The sequence below is a fragment of the Puia sp. genome, from assembly GCF_035546395.1.
Taxonomy (GTDB): Bacteria; Bacteroidota; Bacteroidia; order Chitinophagales; family Chitinophagaceae; genus Puia.
Genome location: NZ_DASZXR010000006.1, coordinates 509185 through 533785, shown reverse-complemented (window position 1 = coordinate 533785; position 24601 = coordinate 509185). Strand labels below are relative to the sequence as shown.

Sequence of the window (24601 nt, the reverse complement as noted above, 5' to 3'; positions counted from 1 at the left end):
TGAGTTGAACGGGATTGAAATGGATTTGAATAGGGGGTTTGAGGGGGGACGGACATATTTGCTGAAAAAAATAAATATGAAAAGACTTGGTATACTTGGATTGCTTTTTTGGGGATTCGCGGTATCGGCGCAGAAAAGAATATCACTGAAGGCAGAGGCCTGGACATTCCGGCCTGGGATCGCGGCGTTCGATGACAGCGCGGGGATGGCGCGGTTAAAGGTGATCGACGGGCGGGGGTTTGTGGTATTGAAGGACCTTGACTTTACGGATGGGACGATCGAGTTCGATATTCTTCCGACGAACCATGATTTTGCCTCCTTCTTTTTCCGCTTCCAGGATACGGCGGAGACCGAAACTTTTTATCTGCGGACGAATTGGGCGGTGAATCATCCTTATGCGATGGAGGCGGTGCAGTATACGCCTATCGTCAAGGGGGTGATGTATTGGGATGCCTTGCCGCAGTACCAGACCTTCTCGGATTATACGCTAGCGAAGGCCAGTCATGTGAAGATGATCGTATCGGGGAAGCAGATGAAGGTGTGGGTGAACCACCCGGAGCGGCCTACGCTGGAAGTGCCGCGGTTGGAGGGGGATGTGACCCATGGGACGCTGGCCTTCCAGGGGGAGCAGATCATTACCAATCTTATCGTGAAGCCGGGGCAGGTAGAGGGGCTTTCGCCCGTGGAAGGGACCGATGTGACGGGGTATGATTCCCGGTACCTGCGGCATTGGTGGATGGTTCCGCCAGATACGGCGAATGAGGATGTGAGAAAGGCCAATCTGTTGGGGATCCGCGGGTTGCCGGGCGCTAAGGCGGTTTGGAAGCCGGTCGATGCGGAGCGGCGGGGATTTGTGAACCTAAGCCGGATCTTTGGGGCCACAGTGCCTTTTGGGGTACCGCGGATGATGTTCTTAAAGACGACGATCCAGGCCCGGGAAGCGAAGATGGTTCAGTTGCGGCTTGGATTTCTTGATGATGTTGCGGTGTTTGTGAATGACCGGTTGATCAAGGTGGACAAGAATAATTTTGGGTTTCCCGTGGTGAAGGTGCCGAACGGGCGGTTATCGATCGAGAATTCGACGGTGGAGCTGCCGCTGAAGGCAGGGGACAATGTAGTGATGCTGGCGTTGGGGGGAAATTTCTTTTCGTGGGGGATCGTAGCGAGGTTGGATGATATGGATGGGTTGGTTATTGAGCGGTGAGGTGGCGGGCGGTGAGGACCGACCAGGAGAGGCGGAGGGCGAGGATGCTGGGGCTGGGGTTGTCGGAGACGAAGGTGTGCTCGTAGCGGAGGGCAAAGTTGAGGGGTAGTTTTGGATCAGGAAGGATATAGCCGATGCCGAGGCCTGCGGTGGCGCCGGAGAGCTTTTGATCGACCTCGGCGCCGTCTGAGTTATAGACCGGCTGGCCGGCGGCGTCGAGCTTGGGAATATCGGTGCCGCCGATGCTATAGCCGGCGAATGGCTCGATGTACCAGCGGGTGCCGCTGTGGTCGAGGGTATGGCGATAGCCGAGGAGGAAGGGAACGAAGATCATGTGGGACTGGTTGGGGGCGAAATAGTAGACACCGATCTCGCCGCTGATCTCATCGCCTTTTGAAACGGGGAAGCCGACGTGAAGATTGCCGCCGAGCCCGGTGGCGGAGTGTCCTTTTGTGATCAACTGGGCGAGTTCGAGCTGTGCGTGGAGGGATGCGCTCGCGGTGATGCCAATAGCAATTAGGAATAATTTTTTGAACCGGGTCATGACGTTGATATTGGATGAACTGGATAGGAACGAAAATTTCGATTTGTTGTTTTGCTAAAGGAATATTTTGATACATTTAATGCATACCAATATGAATTAATATGAAACGATTGAGCGCATTCGGCCTGGCGGCCCTCGTATTTTTGGGTGGAGCGTGGACCAATAGGGATGCAAAGTGGGTCTCGTTATTTGATGGGAAGACGTTGAACGGATGGAAAGTGGGGGAGAATGCGTCGACGTTCTCGGTGGATAGCGGGTGTATCATTGCACATGGGAATACGGCGCATTTGTTTTATGAGGGTCCGGTGCACAATCACGATTTCAAAAATTTCGAGTTCAAGGCCCGGGTGATGACCCGGCCGGGGAGCAATTCAGGTATTTATATCCATACCCATTACCAGGAGGGCGGTTGGCCTGCGAAGGGGTATGAGGTGCAGGTGAACAATTCGCATACGGACTGGCGGCGGACGGGGAGTCTTTATGGGATCGAGGATGTGAAGGAGGTGTACGTGAAGGATAATGTTTGGTTTACGGAGTATGTAAAAGTGGAGGGGAAGCGGATCGTCATCAAGATCAATGACAGGACGGTGGTGGATTATACCGAGCCGGCGGATGTGAAGCGGGAAAAGGGCAGCGAGCAGCGGGTGTTGTCGAGCGGGACCTTTGCGCTGCAGGGGCATGATCCGAACAGTAAGGTTTACTTCAAGGATATTATGGTGCGGCCGCTGGACTAGGCGATGCGGTGTTGGGGTTTTGGGTAGCCGGGCTGAAAGCAGTTGTAGTTGATGGTCCTGATATCGCATTGGTAGAGGGTGGTCATTTCTGCGATGGCGTCCGCGACGATCTGCATCAGGGTGAGGCGATCGGTCTGTACGCGGGCGTTGATGAGGAGCGTGGTGGGCGTTTGCCAGAATTTCAGGCGGCGGACGGGAAAATTTTCCTTTTCTAATTTGTCGTGGAGGGCGGTCATCAGGTGGTTGGCGGCCTGTTCCGAGTCGACGGCTAATTCCTGGTCGAGCCAGGCGAGGCGGGCTTCGCCTTCGGCATAGATATCGTAGTCGATGTCGAGAGAGGGCAGGACCGGGCGTGGGGGGAGGGATTCGAGGGTGTCGAGCCAACGCCTGATATCGGTTTCCTTGTAAGAGTTGTGGAAGAGGATGGTCTTGCCGGGGAAGCGGGCCCGGACTTCTTTTTTCCATTGCCCGGGGAATCCTTCGCTGCGGGTGATCGCGAGGATCTGGGCTTCTTCGAGTTGTTTTTGATAGATATAGCGGATGGTGGGGTCATGGATGGAGGCATCGAGCAGGTGGGCATCGGCGAAGACCGAGATAGTGGGTTGCCATTCGGGATGCCGGTCGAGGAGCGGTTTAAGCACAGTAGCAATGATATCCGTGCAGGAACCTACGGACTCGGCGAAGACCATTGCAGGGCGAGTGGCTGTCGTCAACATGCCAATATTTTCTTCGAGCGTATTATAGTTGCAGCAGAGACAGCCGCCGGAAACCTCGCGGGAAGGGATGCCGAGGTGTAGGAAGCGGTTGCCGTCCACGAGCCGGTCGCCCTGATCGTTTGTGATGACGGCGATGGGGATGTTTTGTTTTTGGAGGTATTGACTGGCCTGTTCGATGGCTGTGGTTTTGCCGGCGCCGAGGAAGCCGCTCAGCAGGTGGATCTTTGTGAAGGGAAGGTAATGGCCGGCGTGGATTTCAGCGGGCGTTGCGTCGCGGACGGCCATGAGGGTGACCTCGAAGCTGAAGTCGTCGTCGGCGCCTTCGGCGCCTTTGGGGAGTGCAATGATTTTTTTGTCGGTGGGTTGGAGACCTTCAAGCTGGGATTGGAGCAAGGGTGAAAGGGCGGATGATCCGTGGAGGAAGCTGGTAGTGGCTTCTTCGAGCTGTTCCCCGCGACCGTTCTTCATGATATAGTGCAGCGTTAGAATTTTCATGCGATGATCTTTTGCACCGGGATAGACCCGAATGTGACATCGAGTTTTGCTTTACCATTCTTATAGGTAACGGTGCCGAAGCCGGTGGCGGTGGACAGGAAGCAGGTGAAATCGCCGATGTGCGAGTTGAGGTGCAGGGTTTTTTCCACGGCGTCGTAGCGCAGGCCGGTCAGACCTTGTAGAAGTCCGTAGCTGGACATAGCGCGGGCATACCAGTGGCCGCACTCGTATTCGTTGAAGGGGTTGCGGATGCGACCGTCATAGCGGTCGCGGCAGAGGCGGACGATCTCGAGCCCCTGGGCGATGTTGCCTGTCAGGAGGAGATGGGAGGCCACCTGGTATTCGATGCCGGTCCAGACCTCATCGCTGTAGACGAAGGGCAGGGAGAGCCGGCCGCCTTTTGGCCAGGTACAGAGCAGGAGGCCGCCTTCGTGGCCGAGAGCATAGGCGGGGCGTTGGGGGTTGGCGTGTTCGCTGAGGTCTTTGCGGAGGTTGTAACGATGGATGGCCAGCAGGTGGCTTTTGATCTTTGTTGCGTCGATGAAATCTTCGAGGCCGGCCATTTTTCCGATCCACGCGCCGAGGACGCCGTCGCTAAGGCATCCTTTGCCGTATTGGTATTTTGGGCCTTCCTTTTGAAGGAGGTCGACGGCTTCCGGCGAATATTCGCCGCCGTAGGATTGGGCTTTTGCGGGATTGGGGGCGTTGAGGCCTTTGTATTCGATCTCCTGGATGAAGAACTCGCCGTCATAGAGGCGGGTCTCCATGTATTTTCGGCCCTTTTCATACAATGATTGATATGTGCTAATGTCCTGATGCAGGTGGTTGCCCATTTTTGTCATGGCGTATAGTGCGCCGAGGTAGAAGCTGGTGCACATGCCGTCGGCGCCCCAGAATTCGATGTCGTAGGTGTTGTGATGCGGTTCTTCGACGACACCTTTTGCGCGGGGATCCCAGGTCCTGATGCAATAGTCCATGCTTGTTCTTACTTTCGGATACATGTCCGCGAGCCATGTGTCGTCGCCGGCGATGCGCCAGTCGCGGTAGACTTTCATGATGCCGCCCAGTTGTCCGTCCGCGGCCGCGTGGAAGTCGTGTTTTACGGGGCTGATGGGGAGGTTGGCGCGGAAGGTCTGGTGGCCTTCTTCGTTCTGGTCTTCGCCGAATTCCGTTTTGCGGAGGGAGCGTTCGAGGGCGGGGAAGAGATGGGGGATGGCCTGGGCGTAGTTCCACACGTGGGTACAGGAGCCGTGGCAGCAGCCGTTCTCATCGGCGCATCCTTCCCAGCTCCAAAGGCGGCCGTCTTTTTGGCGGAGGACGGTGGGGGATTTGAGGATGGTGAGGTTGGCGGCTACGGCTTCCATGACCTCGGGTGGGAGCGTGCTGGCGTGGAAGGCGTCGTGGAAGAGGGTGGTGTTTTTTTTGAGTTCTTTGTAATGTTGTCGCCAGTAGTCGATGACTTCTGCGATGTTAGCGAAGCGGCCGGCATACCAGGGTTGGTAGGTGGCGCTTTCGGGGAGGGAGTCGCCGATGTGCAGGGTGGAGTTGGGGGCGTACCAGGCCGTCAGCACTTTTATTGTTTTTGTCGCGCCGGGGGCGAGCGAGAATGGGACGAAGAGGGAGGCGCCGGGGGCATCCTTTTCGACGGGCGAGGTGTTGCGAGTCTTTCCTTCTTTGACAGTATTCCAGGTCATGGTGAGGGGGTCCCACCAGCCGCCGCGGAACCAGCAGTGGTCGATGAGGGCTTTGTCGTCGGTTGTGAAGACGGCGAAGTTTGTTTCCTGGCCCGGCTTGTCGGTTCGAAGAATGAAGCCGCCGGGAGTGGCGCCGATGCTGTTGGGAGTTTCGTCGCCGTTATGAAGGAAATTCTTTGTGTTGAACGAGAAGACGGCGTCGATGTGGGTGTTTCCGGTGTTGACGAATGAATATTCGAGGGCGCCGACCGGGAGGGAGGAGTTGTCTTCGTCGGTGGGGATGAAGGGGCTCCAGCCGGTGAGGGTTGCTTTTATGGGGAGGTCTTCGTCGTGGAGATGCAGCGTTGCGAAGGGGAAGCGGGCTTCGAAGGAGGCGTGGCGGAAGCGGGGGAGGCCATAGGTGGCGCCCGATTCGCCGTTGCCGGCGCCGCGGGGACCGAAGTATTTCCAGGTAGGTACGGGGCCTTCGAGGACTTTGGCGCCAATAGCCGCCGGCGGGGCGGTTGCATCGAGGGCCTTTACATGGAGGGCGGCGAAGATGGGTGGTTCGTTGTAAACTTCGGGGTGGTGGCGGATGCTCATATGGGAGACGGCGCCGGCGCCTTCGAGGCAGAACATGCCGGCGCCGAGGCCGCCGATGGGGAAGGCGACGCGGTTGAGATATTCGCCGGTGTAGGGGGTGTTGTATGGGCGGCCTTTTTGCGCAGGGGTCCCGTCCGGCGGCGGGGTCGTTGCTGATTCCTGTGCGGCTTCGAGAAGGGATGTAGGGACAGCGGCTGCGCCGAGGCTGCCGATGGTGACTGTTTTGAGGAAGGTCCGGCGGTTGTTAGGCATTTTGGGAAGTTACGAAGATTGTAGCGGTGGCGAACAACCGGGTGTTCGGAGGCGGACAGTTGTGTTTGGGATGGCGATTGAGGATGAGAGGGTTGAGAAATGGCAGGGGGTTTGAGGGTGAGTGGGTATGTTTAAAAACTATTTCCGGACGGCCTGGCGCGGGTTGCTGCGCGGCAAGGGTTTTTCCTTTATCAATATATCGGGTCTTGTGGTCGGCATGGCGGGGGCGGGGCTGATCCTATTGTGGCTGATCCATGAGGTCGGCTTTGACCGGTTTCACGAGAAGGGGGACAGGATCTACCAGGTGTATGCAATGACGGACTATCCCGGAGAGAAGCGCAGTGCGATTCCGGTAGTGGCGCAGCCTTTGGGCCCGGTGATGCAACAGGAGTTCCCGGATGTGGAAGCGGTATCGCGTGAGGAAGACGTGGCATTTCTGCTTCGGGCCAATGGGAAAAGCGTGGTGCCCCGTTATGGCATCATCACGGATTCCAATTTTCTGCGAATTTTTAGCTTTCCCCTGCTATATGGTAAACCGGTCGACCAGCTGACTTCCGCTTATTCCATTGTCATTACGGAGACGCTGGCGAAAAAGCTTTTCGGAGTTGCCGATGTCGTGGGCAAGACCATCCGGGTCGACAGTGTGGATGACTTTACAGTTACGGGCGTGTTGAAGGATCCGCCTGTCAATTCCAAATATCGATACTGTGAATATTGGTTACCGTGGGACTACATGAAGAAGTCTGGCCGCGTCAATGAGAGCTGGCTCAGCAATACCATCTATACCTATGCTTTATTGAGACGGGGTACGGATGCTACGGCCTTCAATGCCAAGATCCGGAATCTGTCGCGAGTGAAGTCGGGCAGAAGCAATATCTGGGTCCATTTTCTTTACCCAATCGCCAAATGGCATTTGTATGATGAATTCGACAACGGGGTTCCTTCCGGAGGAAGGATCGATACGGTGCGGATGTTCGGGCTTATTGCCGGGTTCATTCTGCTGATCGCCTGTATCAATTTCATGAACCTGAGTACAGCGCGGAGTGAGAAGCGGGCAAAGGAGGTGGGTATCCGGAAGGTGGTGGGGGCCGCGAGGATACTGCTGATCGGGCAGTTTATCGCCGAGGCCTTTTTGACCGTGTGTGTCGCCGGGGTGCTGGCGGTCGGATTGGTGGAGTTGGCGTTGCCGGCTTTCAATGCGTTGCTGGGAGAGAGTCTGGCGATGCCGTTTGGGAGTATCGGGCTTTGGATCTCCGTGGTGGGTTTTATTCTTTTTACGAGCCTGCTGGCGGGGAGCTATCCGGCTTTTTATCTTTCCTCGTTTCGGCCGGTTAGTATTTTTCGGAAGCAATTCCGGAAGAGTCAGTCGGTTTTTTCCCCGCGGCGCGTTCTTGTCGTCTTGCAGTTCTGTTTTGCGATCATCCTGATGATCTGTACGCTGATCGTTGGGTCTCAGCTGCGGTATATCGAGAGCCGGGACACTGGATATAATAAAAATAACCTGATCTATGTGAATTTTGCGGGGGATATCCCGAAGCATTATGGGTTGATCCGTCAGGAGCTATTGGCATCGGGTGTCGCGGCGTCGGTGACGAAGACGTGGACGCCGATAACTTACGGCGGCGGGCATAGCTGGGGATTCCGATGGGTGGGAATGGCTGCCAGTGATACGGGTACTGCGATGACCATCTTTTCTGAGGATGCCGATCTGTCGAAGACGGCCGGGATGAGGATAATCGAAGGGCGGGATATCGATATCTATCGTTATCCGACAGATAGCTTTGCCGTGGTGTTGAATGAGAGGGCGGTGAAGAAGATGGGGTTTGGGCGGCCGATCGGTCAGGTGTTGTGGACGCCGAGCGGCAAGAAATGGCATGTCGTAGGGGTTGTAAAGGATTATGTGGATGCGGTGCCGTGGGAGGAGACGCCGCCGGTGGTGATCGAGGGGCCGGCTTCGGATTTCCGGGCGATGCATATCAAGTTTGCTCCGGGCATTACTACGCGGCAAGGGTTGGCAAAGGCGGAGACTGTGTTCAAGAAATACAATCCAACCTATCCCTTTGAGTTTACTTTTGTCGACCAGGAATATGCGATGAATTTTGATAATAACCAGCGGACCGGGCAGATGGTGGGGCTTTTTGCGGGGCTGGCCATCTTTATTTCCTGCCTGGGCCTTTTGGGGTTGTCGGCGTTTGTGGCCGAGAGCCGGGTAAAGGAGATTGGGGTGCGGAAGGTCCTGGGAGCGTCAGTGGCGGGGATTGCGCGGTTGTTGTCGATGGAGTTTGTGCGGTTGGTGTTGATTTCGGTGGTAATTGCTGTGCCAGTGGCCTGGTATGTGATGAGCCGGTGGTTGGGGGGCTATGCGTATCGGGTTTCGATCGGGTGGGGTGTGTTTTTGGTGGCGGGGGTAATGGCGATGGTGATTGCGTTGGCGACGGTGAGTTTCCAGGCGATTCGGGCTGCACGGGCGAATCCGGTGAAATCTCTGCGTAGCGAATAAGCCCCTTCGGGGCTTTTGCATTGCGGAGTGAGTGGATTATTTATATATCTTTTCGACCTGGCCGTTGGCGTCATAGACTTTTGTCTCGAAGTTGAGGGGCGAAAAGCCGCAGGTGAAAATTTCCATTGTTTTATTGTCGCGCAGGAATTGCGAGGGAGAGATGCCGAACATGCCGACCAGTATTTTGTGAAAATGGCTGTTGTCGGTGAATCCGGCTTCCCAGGCGGCATCGTTGATCGGGCTGCCGGTCATTATTTTGTTTATGGCGTACCGGATGCGGCTCCAGAGGATGTATTTGTGAAGTGAGACACCGGTGTGTTCTTTGAAGAGGGCGCGGAGGCGGCTTTCGGAGAGATGCACTTCTGCGGCGAGGGCTGTTGTGGACAGATCGTCGGGACGGCCGGTGTCGATGGTTTTTTCGATGATCCGGATGCGAGGATCGGATTGTGTGGGCGTAGTCTGACCGGCGAGGGTCTGCAGGATACTGCTGACGATGACCAATAGGGATTGGGCGTCGGGTTTCAGCAACACCTGTTGCAACTGATTGGGCGGGATGATGCCGAAGAGATCGAAGTCCGGTTGGATGGCGTCGCCAGGGTATCGGGCTTTTATCGCTTTTGCGGCGGAGGTTTCGACATCGAGATAGATGATGAGCTGGACGCTGTTGTTTGTATCGAGCTGGTGAGGGGTGTCCTCTTTTATGATCAGGTTCTTGCAGGTGCGCCAGGGGCTATCGCCGATGCGGCATTTGAATTGGTCATGGATGTCCACCAGTATTTGCATGGTATTATGGCTGTGGACATTGGTTACACAGTTGGAGAAGAAGATGGCTGAGACGCCATTCCACAGGTAGAAGTTGGACCGGAAAGGGCTGGTGGTGGCTTTCATTTCAGTTAAAATATACAACTTTTTCGGGGGCCGGGGTATTACCTTGGGCGAAACTAAATGCTATGCTTAGTAAGTACAATCTGATGGCGTTTGTCTCCACGGCCGAGCCGGCGGTGGGGCGGGCTTTTTATGAAGGGAAATTGGGGCTGACGGTGTTGGAGCAGGATAATTATGCGATCACTTATGATGCGAACGGAATCCGACTGCGGATGTCGTTTGTGCGGGAGCTATATCCGGCGCCTTATTCCATTTTGAGCTGGTTGGTGCCGGATATTCACGGGATGGTAAAGGAATTGAGGAAGCGGGGAGTGGACTTTGAAGTATACGAGGGATTTGGCCAGGATGCGGATGGGGTTTGGACCGCGCCGGGGGGGACACAGGTGGCGTGGTTCAAGGACCCGGGCGGGAATTTGTTGTCGTTGACGCAGTTCGCTTAGTTGAGCGGCGAGAGTGTCTGGAGCTGGATGTCCAGCTGCTTTTCCATTTTTTGGGCCTTTGGAATGAGGACTTCCTCTTCGATGTGTGCGTGGACGCTGAGGTCGTGTTCGAAGACCTGGAGCTGCAGCAGCAGGATGCGGTAGAGGGATGCGTTGGTTGCCGGTGGTTCGTACAGACGGATCGTCTGGCGGATATCTTTCAGTTCGTCCTCGGTGTCGTGGTGATCATTGAGGAACCGCCCGACGGAGTATTCCTGGCGATGGAGCAGGAAGCGGGAGAAGCGGTCAGGGGAATGGCCGGCTTCGCAGAGATTATTGATATACGGCAGGAGCAGGGTCTCTTCGGCCTGGATGTGTTCGGACAGGTCCTTTACATAGCGATGGAAGAAGTTGCGGAGGGCGGCGAGGATCGGGTGCTGCGCCTCGTAGTGACCGGACAGCAAAAGGATGCTCTGCTCTATTTCCGGCAGCTTTTTTTCCAGGTAATATACATGGGTCCGTTGGATATAATCCACGATGAGCTCTACGGGAAAGGAGTCAAAATCCTTGGCGTTGAACACTTTCTCTTCGAAAACGCGCAACAGCGCATGGATGAAATCAGACTGTTCTCCAGGTGGTGGCTGGGTTTGGTACCGTTGCATCACCTGGGGATAGAAATCGCTGTTTTCGGGCATAGCCTTCAATCATTTACAACCAGCAACAAAAATAGGATAAAAAATCAGAAAAAAACAAGGACTGCGGGATGGTTTCCTGTGAAGGGGGATATCTTAGGCGCCAACCAAATCTGTTATACCATGAAAAGAATCAATTCGTTACCCTGGACCGCGCTTATGGTCCTGTTCTTTTTTGCGACTTCCTGCCGCAAAGATCTATCCTCCTCTACCCCTACAGGGGCGACCACGCCGCGCGGCGTGACCTCTTTTAAGGTCATCGGGTATCTGCCCAGTTGGGCGGGGAGTGTGAGCTCTATCCAATTCAGCAAGCTGACCCATATCAACTATGCGTTTGCGCTGCCCAATTCCAACGGCAGCTACCAGGCGATCGACAATACCTCCAAGCTTTCCAGCATGGTCAGCAGCGCTCATGCGGCGGGGGTGAAGGCCTTGCTTTCCGTCGGCGGCGGGGGTGGTGGCGGCGGTTTTGCCGGTATCGTGGCCAGCTCCACCAACATCAACAATTTTGTGAACAACACGATCAGCCTTTGTAACCAGTATGGGCTGGACGGGATCGACATCGACTGGGAATACCCGAGTCCGGGCACCCAGGCGAACCAGTTCCTCACGATGATGACCGCGTTGTCGACGGCGTTGCACAACAGCGGGCGGGTGTTGAGTGTGGCGGTGATCGGGGACAATGACGGCGGGCAGATCGTCAGTGGGATCTTCAACGTCGTGGATATCGTCATGATCATGGCTTATGACGACAACAATTTCCTGCATTCGACCTATGAATTGGGTACGCAGTGTATGGCATACTGGCTGGACCGCGGTTGTCCGGCTTCGAAGGCCATTTTGGGCGTTCCTTTCTATGGGCATGATTCATCGCAGGATCCCAATTCGGACGCCGCCGAGGTGGAATACAATACCATTCTTTCGGATGGCGCCAATGCCAGCCTGGATGCGTACGGGACCTTCGGTTATAATGGATTGCTGACGATGAAAAGCAAGACGAGCTTTGCAATGAGCGCCGGCGGGGGGGTGGGCATCTGGGAGCTTTCGGGGGATGGGACCGGGGCCAATTCGCTGTTATCGGCCATCAGTGCGGTGATCAATGCAGGAGGGGCGGTGCCGAGCGGTGCGCCGGTGGGGACGACGGTGACCTTCAAGGGGAATAATGGCCTTTATGTGAGTGGGGAGGATGGGACGAAGGCGATGAACTGCAACCGGGCTACTCCGCAGGCCTGGGAGGACTTCCTTGTGGTCGACGCGGGTCATGGGAAGGTGGCGTTGCAGAGTATGAATATGTATGTATCGTCCGAGGATGGGGTGAATCCCATTACGTGTAATCGTGCGGCATATGGTACCTGGGAAGAGTTCGACTGGATCCCGGCGGCGGATGGAAATGTGACGCTACGGGGGACCAATGCCTTGTATATCTCGAGTGAGAATGGGACGAAGTCGATGACGTGTACGCGAGCGATGGCTCAAGGGTGGGAAGAATTTGGCGTGAACAAATAGAGTTGGTTGAAGAGGAACTTAAATGTGCCATGTGTTTGGGCCCGGAAGGTGATTTCGGGCCCAAATACTTCCAGCTTGCCCTGGCCGACGGTGGCTTCGAAGGCGGCGACGCCGTCGCGGAGGTAGGCCTGGCCCCAGGCCCAGCCGCTGCGGAGGGTCTTATCGGAGGCGAACCAGGCGATGGGGCGGATGGACCCGTTTGCCGTTGCTTCCGGGTTGATGTGGAAGACGGGGCTTTGCTCGAAATAGACATCGGCCTGTGCGGCGAGGCCCCAGTTGGGCTGGATCGTGGTGTCGACGTTGATCTGCATGACGCTGCCGGGGATATAGAATTTTTCGTTGGGCAACCTTCTTTCTTTCCCATTTACCATTTCCACCAACGCATCGTGTACTGGGAGATCGAGCTGGAAGGCCAGGTTGGCGCTGCTACCGATGGTGACGATATGGCCGCCGGCCTGCAGGAATTCTTTTAGCCGGGGGATGGATTTTTGTGCGGTGATGCGGCCCAGGTGGCTGCGGTATTCGGCGGGGATACTATCGGGTTTTGGTTGTTCGAACCGGCCGCCGAAGCCACGGCCGCTGCCGTCGCCTGTCGCCACGGCGGGGATGGCCCCGCCGGCGAAGACGATGACGTCATATTTCTCTTTCAGGTGTCCGGCGTCGATGTCGGCGGGGTAGATGATGTCGACGGGGAAATGGTATTGTTCCATTATATAGCGTATCCAGCCGGAGGGCATGGAGCCGCCGTAAGTATCCCAGAGCGCTATGCGGGCGGGGGTGATCTTTACGGTGTTGCGGGGTTGGTGGCCGGCGACGTAGAAGTTGCCGTTGGCGGTGCTGCGATAGACCGGTTTGCCGGCTTTCAGGAGGTCGTTGACGGCGGTGAAGGCGGCGTTGCTACGGGCGTCGAGCCAGGAGTCTTTTGCAGCCGGTGGCGTTGTCGTTTGCAGCTGGCCGTATGGGATGTGTTCGAAGGGGCCGTCGAAGGGTTCGAGGAGCCGATCGAATTTTATACCCATGGTGTAGGCGAGGGTCCAGCCTGCGGCGTCATAGGGCGCGATGGGTGGGCCACCGGGATAGGCGAAGTCGTTTGGATGGTCCTGGGGTTCGAACATGTCGAGGACATGGGGGCGGAAGGCCTGGTCGGTTTTGACGATGTAGGAGCCGGCGGGGTAGGTCTTGCCGGCGACGGTGAATTGCGCGGTGGCTTTTTCTACTCTTATACCGGTGCTGATGAGAGCGTTGATGAAACGGGTCGCGGTTGGAAAGTCGGGTTGGTCTGCGGTTACGATGTAGCCGCGGGGGTCGCGTAGGGCGGGGTTTTTCAGGACGCTGTCGAAGTATCGTGTTGGGATGGTGTCGGTGCGTGTGGGTGTGGTGGTGGCCGGTTTGGAGGCCGCGTATAGCTGGTTGATGGCGTCGGCGCGTTTTGGCGAAAGGGTCCAGTAGTCTTTTTGGCCGCGTTCGATGGAGTTGCGGCCCATCTTGTAGATATTGTACAGCAGTTCGTCGCGGTAGCGCATGGCATAGTCGAGGACGGCGTAGTTGAGGGAGACGGAATAGTCAATGGACTGGCGGAAATACCATTTGCGGGGGGTAACGGGAAAGGGGGTGGAACCGCTTGGGATCAGCCGGTTGGGGATGAGCGGCACATCCTGCGGCTTTGGGCCGCCGATGATCTCGGTGAGGAGACCGATGATGTTATGGAAATAGGTTGTTGTGCGGAGGCCGCCGTTGTACCAGGTGGAATAGACGCTTCCGGCGCGTTCGGTATAGCCGGGTTTTCCTTCGACGTTGAGGCGGTTGACCATGGCGGCGCCGACGGCATCGAGGCTGGTCATTACGAGGGGGTCGAAGACATAGTTAAACGGATCGCGATAGGGCGGGCCGGCGAGGATCGAGCCGGGAGGGCCTGCCTGGTGGTGGTTGTACATGATCTGCGGGATCCATTCGACGAAGAGCTGGCGGCCAATGTTCTGGGTTTCCTTCAGGTTGAGCATGTAGAAGTCGCGGTTGTTGTCATGGCCGGCATATTTCTCCCAGAGACGGGGTACGCCATCGAGGGAGCGGCTTTCGGGGCGCGGGTTGCGCATATACCAGCCGCAGACCAGTTCCTGGCCGTCGGGGTTGGCATGCGTCATCAGTATGATCACCTTGTCGAGGATGTTCACCGTTTCGGCATCGGTGCGGCTGAGGAGTTGGTAGGCTGTCTCGATGAGCTGGTGGGTGGCGACGACTTCGGTGGCGTGGAGCCCGCCGTCGATCCAGACGATGGACTTGCCTTCGGCCGCCAGGGCGCGGGCCTGGTCGTCGGTGAGGCCTTCGGCGTGGGCGAGCCGTTGGGAGATGGCTTTATAGCGATCGAGGTTCTTTATGTTCTCCGGCGAGGAGACGATGAGCATGAATTGGTCACGGCCTTCTTCGGTCTTGCCGATGACGGTGAATTTTGCCCGGTCGGAGGCCGTGGCCATTTTTTCGAAATAGGCTTTTGTCTGGGTGTAAGTGGCGAGTTGGTAGTTGTCGCCTATATCGAAGCCGAAGAAGGATTTGGGGGTAGGGATCTTTGCGTTGATCTCCTGGCTGCGAGCGTTGGTCGCCAGCAGGAAGGACAGGCTAAGCAGGCAGGTGTAGATTCTCATGATGGCTGAAAATATTGATATTTGGGGTTTTGACCCAAAAAATACATGAGTGGGCGAATGAGGGTTTGGTGATTTATGTAATTTTCAGTCCTCTCAAATTAAAAGCCATGAGTCATCTAACCAAAACTGTTGTTTTTTTTGCCTTTGTCGCTACCGGTTATGGAGGTTGGGCTGCCCCGATCGATTCCACCGGAAAGGACACTACGAAATACACGAGCTTTAAGGACCTGCCGCTGAAACCGCAGCGGACCATCGCCTTCACCACCACCGAGGGGACCTGGACCTCGCTGGATGTCAGCCCGGACGGGAAGACGATCGTTTTCGATATGATGGGGGACCTTTTTACGGTTCCCATTGCGGGTGGGAAGGCGACTGCGGTGACGCAGGGTATTGCCTTCGATTCGCATCCCCGGTGGAGTCCGGATGGGAAGAAGATCCTTTTTTCTTCGGACCGGAGCGGGGCCGAGAATATCTGGTGGATCGACCTGGAGAAGAAGGATACGTTCCAGGTGACAAAGGAGCGGGATCAGAACTTCCCCAGTGCCGCCTGGACGCCGGACGGAGATTATATCGTGTATTCGAAGGGGAAAATGAATGTGCAGCTTTACCTGGTACATAAGGATGGGGGCGCTGGTACGCAGCTGATCTCTATGCCGGCGAACCTGAAGACGATCGATGCGGCGGTGAGTGCCGATGGCCGGTATGTCTATTTTTCGCGGCGGATCGGGCCGTGGTCGTACAATGCGGACCTGCCGCAGTACCAGGTCGGGGTGTATGACCGGGAGAACAGCAAGATCAGTACGATCACGAGCCGATATGGAAGTGGATTCACACCGGTGTTGTCGAAGGATGGGCGATGGCTGGTGTATGGCAGCCGGTATGAGGATAAGACCGGGCTTGTCTTGCGGAACCTGGCTACGGGTGATGAGAAGTGGCTGGCCTATCCGGTGCAACGGGATGACCAGGAGTCGATCGCGACGATGGGGGTATTGCCGGGGATGGCCTTTACCCCGGACAGCAAGGCGGTGGTAGCGGCTTATGGCGGGAAGATCCACCGGATCCCGCTGGACGGGAGTGCGCCGGCGGAGATTCCGTTCAGTGTCGATCTGCGGCTGGAAGTTGGGCCGAGACTCGAATTCAAGTATCCGGTTTCGGACTCGGCATTTGGACTGGCCACGCAGATCAGGGATGCGGTGCCGAGCCCGGATGGAAAGAGGCTGGCCTTTACGGTGCTGGACCGGTTGTATGTAATGGATTATCCGAAGGGCGCGGCGAAGCGGTTGACGGCGAACAATTTTACGGAGGCGCAACCGGCGTGGAGCAGGGATGGGAAGACGATTGTATTCGTAAGCTGGACACCGCAGGGAGGGCAGCTGTACAGGGTGGCTGCGGCGGGCGGGCCGGTGCAACAGCTGACCAAGGCGCCGGCGCTGTACCAGAGTCCTGCCTTTGACAATAGCGGCGACCGCATCGTGTTCTTACGCAGCCAGGCGCAGAAATACAAGGATGCCGTCGAGAGCGGCTATGACGATGGGGAAGAGGAGTTGTGTTGGATGGGGGCCAATGGCGGGGAGATCACGAAGATCGAGATGGCGCGTGGGCGGGCTAATCCGCATTTCGTGAGGGGTGAGGACCGGATCTATCTGAATGATGGGAATGGCGACCTCCTATCGATCAAGTGGGATGGAACGGATGAGAGGACGGTGGCGCATATTACGGGGATCACTACCTATGGGATCAGCATTTATAAGCATGGACTGCCTGTGTCCGGGGACAATTGTATGTTAAGCCCGGAACAGGCGGAGGCCATGGAAGTGCAGCAAGCCAGCCCGGCGGCGGTGATCACGATGTCACCGGAGGGGAAGCGGGTGATCGCGCAGATCAACAACGAGATCTATACTGCGACGATCCCGATGACGGGGAAGACGGTGACGATCTCGGTAGCCGATGCGTCGAATGCGGCCTTTCCGGCGAGGAAGTTAACCAAATTAGGAGGGGAATTTCCCAGTTGGGAGGCGGATGGGAAGAGGGTGCACTGGAGTCTTGGGAATGCCCATTTTGTGTATGATTTGGAGGCGGCTCAGAGTTTTGATGATAGTGTGAAGAGGGCGAAGAAGGCCGAGGCGGATAGTTTGGCGAAGGTCAAGCCTGATACTGCGAAGAAGAGTGATAGTACTAAAAAGAGTGATAGTGCCAAGGCCAAGAAGAAGGAACCGGCGTATGAGGCGATGGAGACGGCCGTAAAGGTGTATTACCAGCGTGATATACCGCAGGGAGTGGTGTTGCTGAAGGGGGCGAGGATCATTACGATGGAGGGCGACCAGGTGATCGAGAATGGGGATATACTTGTTGAAAATAACCGGATCAAGGGGGTCGGTGCGTCGGGGTCGTTGACGGTGCCGGCGGGCGCCAAGGTGGTCGATGTGGCGGGGAAGACGATCGTACCGGGTTTTGTGGATACCCATTCGCATATGTGGCCGCAGTGGGGGATCCATAAGAGCCAGGTTTGGAAGTATGCGATGAACCTCGCCTATGGCGTCACTACGACCCGTGATCCGCAGACGGCGACGACGGATGTGCTGACCTATGGCGACGAGGTGGATGCGGGGATGGTCGAGGGGCCGAGGATCTATAGCACGGGGCCGGGTGTGGGTTTCTGGGATTATAACGTGAAGGATTCCGCGCAGGCCGAGGACATTCTGCGCCAGTACAGCAAGTACTACAACACCCACTACATAAAGATGTACCTGACGGGTAACCGGCAGCAAAGGGAGTGGATCATCATGGCGGCGCGGAATCAAAAGCTGATGCCGACGACGGAAGGCGGGCTGAACACGAAGCTGAACATCACCAACCTGTTGGACGGGTATCCGGGTCATGAGCATGCCATACCGATCTATCCCTTGTATACCGATCTTGTGAAGTCGATCGCCGTTTCGCAGATGTGCGTCACCCCGACGCTGATCGTAGCCTATGGAGGGCCGTTTGCGGAGAATTACTGGTGGGAGACCGAGAACCCGTATCACGACGCCAAGGTGCAGTACTTCATGCCTTACCAGGAAATGGCGGCCAAGACGCGGCGGGACAAGGCGGGTTGGTTCATGCCGGAGGAGCAGGTGTTTCCCAAGCATGCCAAGTCGATGAAGGCGATGGTCGAGGCCGGCGCCCTGGCGGGGATCGGCAGTCATGGGGAGTTCAACGGAATCGGGTATCACTGGGAGATGTGGGCCATGGGTTCCGGCGGGATGAAGCCAATGGATGTGTTGCGTGCCGCTACCATCCTTGGCGCGACGGGGCTTGGGCTTGACCAGGACCTGGGTAGTCTGAAGGCCGGTAAGCTGGCCGACCTGGTGATCCTCGACAAGAATCCGCTGGAAAATCTGCGCAACACCAATACCGTGAAGTATGTGATGAAGAATGGCCGGTTGTACGACGGGAATAACGGCGGTGAGATCTATCCTGTGCAGCGGCCGCTGGACAGGAGTGACTGGCTGTTTGCGAAACCCAGTAATACCACGGGCGTAGTGGAATAATTGGAATTGTGGCCAGAATTGGTCTAAAATTCTCTTTTTGGGAATAAAGTATTCTTAAGAACTATAATAAAACACTTATTGTCAAATAGATAGAAATTGGAATAATAATAGATGCCCAGGTAGAAGTTAAAATTCAAATCCGATGAAAGGAATTGTACTTGCCTTCTGCCTGGGCATTGTCGTGCATGCCCAATCCCAAACCTCCTATACCTGGAAAGGGACGATATCCAGCGCCTGGGATGTAGCCGGTAACTGGCTGCCGAGCGGCGTGCCTGGACCGGCGGATAATGTTACGATCGTAACGGGCGGCAATATCTGCGTACTGCCTGCGGCAACCAGCATCAACAATCTTACGGTGACGAGCGGCGTGCTCGATCTTGGCGGCCTTCAGCTTACGGTCAGTGGCGCCACTGCGAGCTTTGGCGGCGGTACCGTGCAAAACGGCCGGCTGTGGATGAAGGATGTTGGCAATACGAACTTTGGGAGCGGTGCGACGACGCTGAATTGCAAAGTATATATCAATTCTTCGACGGTAAATGTGCGGAACGCTACGTTCCAGGATTCGCTGGTGCTGACCAAGACCGGGACCAGCAATGACGCCAGCGCCGGTGGGAATGTGTTCAATGGGCCGGTGGTGATGACCAATACGGGCGCCGGTTATCTCTTGATGGGTAATGGCAGCGCGGACCACTTCAATGCCAGTGCCCAATTCACCGATTCGGGGTCGGCCAATCTTTATGTCGCCTATAACAGCAGCAATAATGTATTTGCGGGACCGGTGACCTTCAACAGCTATTCGTCCGTCAATGGCGGAATTTTTGTAAGCTCCTATTCGGCGGGTACCAGTTTTGGGGGGAATATCACGGTGAACAGCAATGCCGGGCTGGGTGTGCAATTTTGTACCGGTAATTCGACGGCGACGGCGGCCCTTGCGGCGGGGATGACCCTGACCGTGGGTGCGGGTGGTTTTTCCGCGGGTTCCCTCGTGCTGCGGCAGTTTACCCAGGCAGGGGCTACCGCGCAGAATTTCCTGCTGACGGGTACTGCTTCCCTGTATTTCGGGCCTTCTTCTTCCTTTGACGGGAATATCGTGAGTTCGAGTCCGGGGCTGTTGCTTAACGGATGCACGTTCAATGGTTCGACGGATCTGACCAAGACCGGATCCAGCGGCGACTGGGGACAGGGCGGGAATGTGTATAACGGGGTGTGTAGCATTACCAATTCCGGCAGTAACTACCTTTTGATGGGAAGCACCAACCCCGACATCTGGAACAGTGATGTGACTTTTACCGATAACGGGTCCGAGCGACTGCTACCCGGATGGGGAAGTACCGGTAACCAATTCAACGGGAACATCTACATCAATACATCGGGTAGCGCCACGGGTGTGCAGTTCTGCGGCGGTAACACGACGGCAACGGCTGTGTTGGCGACGGGCAAGACCATCCAGGCCGGTAGCGGGGGCATCACGGCGGGCTATCTTTACCTGAAGCAGTTCACGCAGGTGGGCGCTACGCCGGTAACGCTGACGGGTAGTGGCAGCAGCAGTATCTATCTCGGTCCTTCGAGCAGCTTTGATGCTGCGGTCACTGTGACGGCGCCCAATATCTGGGCGCAGGGTGCGACCTATAACAGTCCCGTGGTGTTTACGAAGACGGGTGGCGGGAACAATCACAACAATCAATACCCAAATGTTTTCAATGCGAGCTGTACGATAAACCAACAGAGCAGTGGCGGTTATTTTATGCTGGGGTACAATTCGAATGATCTTTTTAATGACAATATTATCGTGAGTTCGACCGGTACCGGCGGGATTCTGCTTGGATATACTTCGGGCACGGGTACGCCGACCATGGCAGCGGGCAGGACCATCAGTGTCGGTGCGGCTGGTTTCAGCTCGGGGTATCTGCAGCTCAACACTTTTACCCAGCTGGGGAACGCGCCGATGAACTTTGCGTTTACGGGAACGAATACGTCGATCACGTTTGCCAGGGGGTCCGTGATTGGCGGGGATGTGACGGTGACCTCACCCGATATCCTGCTGAGCGGTTGTACGTTCAATGGGGCGTTGACGGCTACCAAGACTGGTGCGGGAGGGGACTGGGGCCAGGGTGGGAATGTGTTCAACGGGGTATGTAACCTGACCAATTCCGGTGCGGGCTATTTCTTATTGGGCGGCACCAACCCCGACACCTGGAACAACGATGTGACCTTTACCGACAATGGAACCGAGCGGCTGCTGCCTTGCTACTACAGTACGGGAAATCAATTCAACGGCAATATCTATGTGAATACAGCGGGCAGTGCGACGGGTATCCAGTTCTGCGGTGGTAACACTACGGCAACGGCTTCGCTGGCGGCGGGCATGACCATCCAGGCGGGGAGCGGCGGGCTTACGGCAGGGTATCTCTACCTGAAGCAGTTCAGCCAGGCGGGGAGTGCGCCGATTACGCTGACGGCGACGGGCACCAGTTCGGTGTACCTGGGTCCCTCCAGTAATTTTGGCGGTGCGGTCACGGTGACGGCCCCCAATATCTGGGCGCAGGGTGCGACCTACGCCAGTCCGGTTGTATTCACCAAGACGGGCGGTGGCAGCAACCACAACAATCAATACCAAAACATCTTCAACGGGACCTGTACGATCAACCAGCAGAGCAGTGGTGGTTATTTTATGCTGGGATATAATTCGAACGATCTGTTCAATGACGATATTATCCTGACATCGACCGGCACCGGGGGCATTTACCTTGGGTGGGTCTCGGGAACGGGAACCCCGACGTTGGCGGCGGGTAAGACCATCAGTGTCGGGGCGGCGGGCTTCAGCTCGGGTTATCTGCAGTTCAATACCTTTACTCAACTGGGGAATGCGCCGATTAACCTGCTGTTCACGGGTACAAACACTTCGATGACGTTTGCAAGGGCGTCGGTGTTTGGCGGAGATGTCACGGTGAGCACCCCCGATATCTATCTGAACGGCGCTACGTTCAATGGGCAGTTCAATGCGACCAAGACCGGCGCCAACGGTGATTACAGCCAGGGTGGGAATGTGTTCAACGGCCTCACTCTCCTGACGAATTCGGGAAGTGGCTACTTCCTGTTGGGAAATACCAGTCCGGATACCTGGAACAATGATGTGATCTTTGCTGATAATGGATCGGAACGGCTGTTGCCTTGTTGGGGGAGCGCCGGTAACCAATTCAACGGGAATATCTTTGTCAGTACCGGTGGGAGTGCGCAGGGCATCCAGTTCTGCGGTGGCAATGGAACTGCCACGGCGACGCTGGCGGCGGGTAAGACGATCCAGGCCGGGGCGGCGGGACTGAATGCCGGGTATCTTATCCTGCGGCAGTTTACTTCCCTGGGCACGGCCGCCATCAACCTGACATTGGCTTCGACGGCCACTTATCTTCAGTATGGACCGGCTTCCAGCTTTGCAGGAAATGTTACCAGTTCGAGCCCGGGTTTATATTTCAACGGCAGCACGTTTGGCGGCACGGTGAATTGTATAAAGACGGGGGCATCGAGTGATGCGTCGGTTGGCAACAACGTCTTTAATGGCGTAACCACCCTTACCAACAATGGCGCCGGTAATTTCTTCATGGGCAATGGGAACCTGGATCAGTTCAATGCCGATGCGACTTTTATCAATACCGGCGGAGCGAATATCTATGTGGCATACAACAGCGTGAACAATGTATTTGGCGGAACGACGACCTTTGTCAATCTGCCTACGGGCAATACCGGCATCTATGTGAGCCACTATTCCGCCGGGACCAGCTTTACGGGGAACATCGTCGTCAACAGCTCCGGCGGCCAGGGAGTTCAGTTCTGCGCCGGTAATTCGACGGCTACGGCGACCCTGGCCGGCGGCAGGACGATCGCAGTGGGTTCCGCGGGCTTCAGCGGGGGCACTCTTTTGTTGCGGCATTTTACGCAGACTGGTGCGACGGCTCAGAACCTGGTGTTGACGGGGAACGGCAATCTGACAATCGGCCCGTCGTCTTCTTTTGATGGGGACGTCACCGGTTCGAGCCCTGCTTTGTATCTGAACGGTGCGACCTTCAATGGGATAAGCAATTTTAGCAAGACGGGTGCGACGGGAGACCAGAGCCAGGGCGGAAATGTGTTCAACGGGGTGAGCAGTGTGACCAATTCGGGATCGGGATACCTGCTGCTGGGCGCCAGTCTCCCGGACATTTGGAACAACGATGTGACGTTTACCGACAACGGGTCCGAGCGATTGTTACCCGGTTGGTCGACCACGGGGAATCAATTTAACGGGAATGTCTATGTCAATACATCGGGTAGTGCGACCGGCATTCAGTTCTGTGGGGGGAACAATACGGCGACGGCATTGCTGGCAGCGGGCAAGACGATCCTGGCGGGTGGTGTGGGGCTTAACGCGGGTTATCTGCAATTGCGACAGATCATCCAGGCGGGGAGTGCACCGATCAACCTTACGGTGGCGAGCACCGGCTCTTATATTCAATATGGACCTTTGTCCACGTTCGGCGGGAATATCGTGTCGAGCAGTCCCGGGTTGTATTTTGTCAGCAGCACGTTCAATGGATCCGTGAACTGCACCAAGACGGGGAACAGCAATGACAACAGTGCCGGGGGGAATATCTTTAATGGCGCCTTGACGCTGACCAACAATGGGAGTGGTTATCTATTGCTGGCGAACACGGCGGGTGATGCATACAACAACAGTGTGCGGCTGGTCAAGAGCAGTTCCGGGTTGATCTATCCGAATTACAATGCTCCCTGTACTTATGCCGGCAATCTCAGTGTGAGCTCGGCTTCCACCATAACCTTCGGCAGCGCCGTGAATGGGGTGGCCAGCTTTACCGGTAGCGGTGCGCAGAGTATCGGCACCGATCCCGGGACTCCTGCGCCGGTGTTTACGAGATTTGTGATTGCCAATACGGGGAGTGGCGTCACGCTGAACAACCCGGTGAATGTGTCGAGCGTGATGACGTTGACCTCGGGTCTGTTGAATACCAGTACGGCGGGTTTGCTGACCTTGTTGAACGGGGCGAATACGGCGGCGGGGACGGCATTGTCGACAAGCTATGTCAACGGGCCGATGTGTTTCCAGAAATCCACATCGGGGGTAACGACCCTCAATTTCCCTGTCGGATCGTCGCCCGATTGCCGGCCTGTTGTACTGACGGTGAACCATTCCAACGGCACGCTGTACAACTACACGGTGCAGGTGTACAATATTGCTCCTGCGACCCTGGGATATACCCTGCCGCCGACAATCACCTCGCTTCCGACCTCTCACTATTATACTATCAGCCGGACCAATGCAGCCGGTACGAGCCAGCCCAATCAAAACCTCAACGGCAACCAGACGGTGCAGGTGTTCTTTGGGGCCAACGACAATATTGTGGATGGAACGGGGATATCGGTGGTAAAAAACACTTATACGGCTACAACCGCGTGGATCGATATCGGCGGAACGGGTGGGCCGAGCTATAGCGGCGGCACTAACCTGACGGGTAGCGTCACATCCACCTCTGCCCCGAGCTCCTTCAATTCCTTTTCGACCTTTGCATTGGGCATCAATCACTTCTATCTCTTGCCGACAAAGCTCCTGTACTTCAAGGCCCAGCCGGATGGCGGCAAGGTGGATTTGAGCTGGTCGACCTCGATGGAGGCCAATTGCAGCGGGTTTACGGTCGAGAAGAGCCGGGATGGGGCGGCTTTTGCGCCACTGACCTGGGTGGCGTCGCAGGCCGATGGAGGGAACAGCAGTGTTCCGCTGGACTATTCCGCGGTGGATCCTTCGCCGTATACCGGGGTTACTTATTACCGGCTTGCGCAAACCGATCGTGACGGGAAGGTCAATTATTCGCAAGTTGTAACCGTGCATTTCGATGTGGCTGCGGCTATCTCGGTGTATCCCAACCCTTCACGTGGGACGTTGTGGATCAGCGGGCTGGAGGGCAGCTTGTCTACGGTGGCCGTCACCCTTTATGATCTGGGTGGTAAGCCTGTGCTGGAGACCAATGCGGCGGTGCAGGGCGGGATGGTGCGGTTGGATACGCGGTTGAACAATGGGGTGTACGTGCTGAGATTGCAGTATACGGGTGGGGCGCCGGTTGTGCGAAATATCGTTATTTTGCGGTAGGTGCTGCTTTTTGCGATGGCTTCGGCTTGCGATGTTTCGTGACGGCGTAGCCTTGCGATGTTTTGCGGTA

The 24601-nt window shown here is 56.3% G+C and carries 13 protein-coding genes; 7 read left to right on the top strand and 6 right to left on the bottom strand.

All coding sequences use genetic code 11. The features are described from left to right. Window positions 1-76 precede the first annotated feature (76 nt). Window positions 77-1204: a hypothetical protein gene (locus VHE34_RS08390; RefSeq protein ID WP_325586661.1), complete on the top strand. Its 1128-nt coding sequence runs from the start codon at window positions 77-79 to the stop codon at window positions 1202-1204. Here the strand turns inward: VHE34_RS08390 and VHE34_RS08385 are convergent. After that, a complete protein-coding gene (locus VHE34_RS08385) occupies window positions 1191-1748 on the bottom strand; it encodes a hypothetical protein (protein ID WP_325586659.1) in 558 nt (185 codons plus the stop codon). The genes VHE34_RS08390 and VHE34_RS08385 overlap by 14 nt on opposite strands. 101 nt (window positions 1749-1849) lie before the next feature. Between VHE34_RS08385 and VHE34_RS08380 the strand changes: the two genes are divergently transcribed. Continuing rightward, window positions 1850-2482 (top strand): DUF1080 domain-containing protein, encoded by a 633-nt coding sequence (locus VHE34_RS08380; protein WP_325586657.1) that lies wholly within the window; start codon window positions 1850-1852, stop codon window positions 2480-2482. Here the strand turns inward: VHE34_RS08380 and VHE34_RS08375 are convergent. Next, complete coding sequence (locus VHE34_RS08375) at window positions 2479-3693, bottom strand: GTP-binding protein (protein ID WP_325586655.1); 1215 nt, start codon at window positions 3691-3693, stop codon at window positions 2479-2481. The two genes, VHE34_RS08380 and VHE34_RS08375, sit on opposite strands and share 4 nt — an antisense overlap. Continuing rightward, complete coding sequence (locus tag VHE34_RS08370; RefSeq protein WP_325586653.1) at window positions 3690-6221, bottom strand: GH116 family glycosyl hydrolase; 2532 nt, start codon at window positions 6219-6221, stop codon at window positions 3690-3692. The genes VHE34_RS08375 and VHE34_RS08370 overlap by 4 nt, the downstream gene beginning before the upstream one ends. Before the next feature lie 127 nt (window positions 6222-6348). Here VHE34_RS08370 and VHE34_RS08365 point away from each other — a divergent pair, with 127 nt between their 5' ends. Then, window positions 6349-8721, top strand: a complete 2373-nt coding sequence (locus VHE34_RS08365; RefSeq protein WP_325586651.1) for an ABC transporter permease — start codon at window positions 6349-6351, stop codon at window positions 8719-8721. Between the two features lie 36 nt (window positions 8722-8757). Here the strand turns inward: VHE34_RS08365 and VHE34_RS08360 are convergent, their stop codons facing one another. Beyond that, window positions 8758-9609 carry an AraC family transcriptional regulator gene (locus tag VHE34_RS08360; RefSeq protein WP_325586649.1) on the bottom strand — a complete coding sequence of 284 codons (852 nt, stop codon included), beginning with the start codon at window positions 9607-9609 and terminating at the stop codon, window positions 8758-8760. 62 nt (window positions 9610-9671) lie between these two features. Here VHE34_RS08360 and VHE34_RS08355 point away from each other — a divergent pair, with 62 nt between their 5' ends. Next, entirely contained in the window at window positions 9672-10046 is a 375-nt protein-coding gene (locus tag VHE34_RS08355) for a VOC family protein (RefSeq protein WP_325586647.1), read from the top strand. Here the strand turns inward: VHE34_RS08355 and VHE34_RS08350 are convergent. Next, on the bottom strand, window positions 10043-10720 hold the full coding sequence (locus VHE34_RS08350; protein ID WP_325586645.1) for a hemerythrin domain-containing protein: 678 nt from the start codon (window positions 10718-10720) through the stop codon (window positions 10043-10045). The two genes, VHE34_RS08355 and VHE34_RS08350, sit on opposite strands and share 4 nt — an antisense overlap. 120 nt (window positions 10721-10840) lie before the next feature. Here VHE34_RS08350 and VHE34_RS08345 point away from each other — a divergent pair, with 120 nt between their 5' ends. Then, window positions 10841-12223, top strand: a complete 1383-nt coding sequence (locus VHE34_RS08345; RefSeq protein WP_325586643.1) for a glycosyl hydrolase family 18 protein — start codon at window positions 10841-10843, stop codon at window positions 12221-12223. Here the strand turns inward: VHE34_RS08345 and VHE34_RS08340 are convergent. Then, window positions 12190-14862, bottom strand: a complete 2673-nt coding sequence (locus VHE34_RS08340; protein WP_325586641.1) for a M14 metallopeptidase family protein — start codon at window positions 14860-14862, stop codon at window positions 12190-12192. The genes VHE34_RS08345 and VHE34_RS08340 overlap by 34 nt on opposite strands. A 107-nt stretch (window positions 14863-14969) precedes the next feature. Between VHE34_RS08340 and VHE34_RS08335 the strand changes: the two genes are divergently transcribed. Both VHE34_RS08335 and VHE34_RS08330 read left to right on the top strand, forming a co-directional pair. Then, entirely contained in the window at window positions 14970-18395 is a 3426-nt protein-coding gene (locus VHE34_RS08335) for an amidohydrolase family protein (RefSeq protein WP_325586639.1), read from the top strand. 142 nt (window positions 18396-18537) lie between these two features. Continuing rightward, window positions 18538-24531: a T9SS type A sorting domain-containing protein gene (locus VHE34_RS08330; protein ID WP_325586637.1), complete on the top strand. Its 5994-nt coding sequence runs from the start codon at window positions 18538-18540 to the stop codon at window positions 24529-24531. Window positions 24532-24601 lie beyond the last annotated feature (70 nt).

Excerpts from the sequence above, each read along its gene's own strand:
- VHE34_RS08390 (WP_325586661.1), top strand. The coding sequence starts at position 77 with ATGAAAAGACTTGGTATACTTGGATTGCTTTTTTGGGGATTCGCGGTA.
- VHE34_RS08385 (WP_325586659.1), bottom strand. The coding sequence starts at position 1,748 with ATGACCCGGTTCAAAAAATTATTCCTAATTGCTATTGGCATCACCGCG.
- VHE34_RS08380 (WP_325586657.1), top strand. The coding sequence starts at position 1,850 with ATGAAACGATTGAGCGCATTCGGCCTGGCGGCCCTCGTATTTTTGGGT.
- VHE34_RS08375 (WP_325586655.1), bottom strand. The coding sequence starts at position 3,693 with ATGAAAATTCTAACGCTGCACTATATCATGAAGAACGGTCGCGGGGAA.
- VHE34_RS08370 (WP_325586653.1), bottom strand. The coding sequence starts at position 6,221 with ATGCCTAACAACCGCCGGACCTTCCTCAAAACAGTCACCATCGGCAGC.
- VHE34_RS08365 (WP_325586651.1), top strand. The coding sequence starts at position 6,349 with ATGTTTAAAAACTATTTCCGGACGGCCTGGCGCGGGTTGCTGCGCGGC.
- VHE34_RS08360 (WP_325586649.1), bottom strand. The coding sequence starts at position 9,609 with ATGAAAGCCACCACCAGCCCTTTCCGGTCCAACTTCTACCTGTGGAAT.
- VHE34_RS08355 (WP_325586647.1), top strand. The coding sequence starts at position 9,672 with ATGCTTAGTAAGTACAATCTGATGGCGTTTGTCTCCACGGCCGAGCCG.
- VHE34_RS08350 (WP_325586645.1), bottom strand. The coding sequence starts at position 10,720 with ATGCCCGAAAACAGCGATTTCTATCCCCAGGTGATGCAACGGTACCAA.
- VHE34_RS08345 (WP_325586643.1), top strand. The coding sequence starts at position 10,841 with ATGAAAAGAATCAATTCGTTACCCTGGACCGCGCTTATGGTCCTGTTC.
- VHE34_RS08340 (WP_325586641.1), bottom strand. The coding sequence starts at position 14,862 with ATGAGAATCTACACCTGCCTGCTTAGCCTGTCCTTCCTGCTGGCGACC.
- VHE34_RS08335 (WP_325586639.1), top strand. The coding sequence starts at position 14,970 with ATGAGTCATCTAACCAAAACTGTTGTTTTTTTTGCCTTTGTCGCTACC.
- VHE34_RS08330 (WP_325586637.1), top strand. The coding sequence starts at position 18,538 with ATGAAAGGAATTGTACTTGCCTTCTGCCTGGGCATTGTCGTGCATGCC.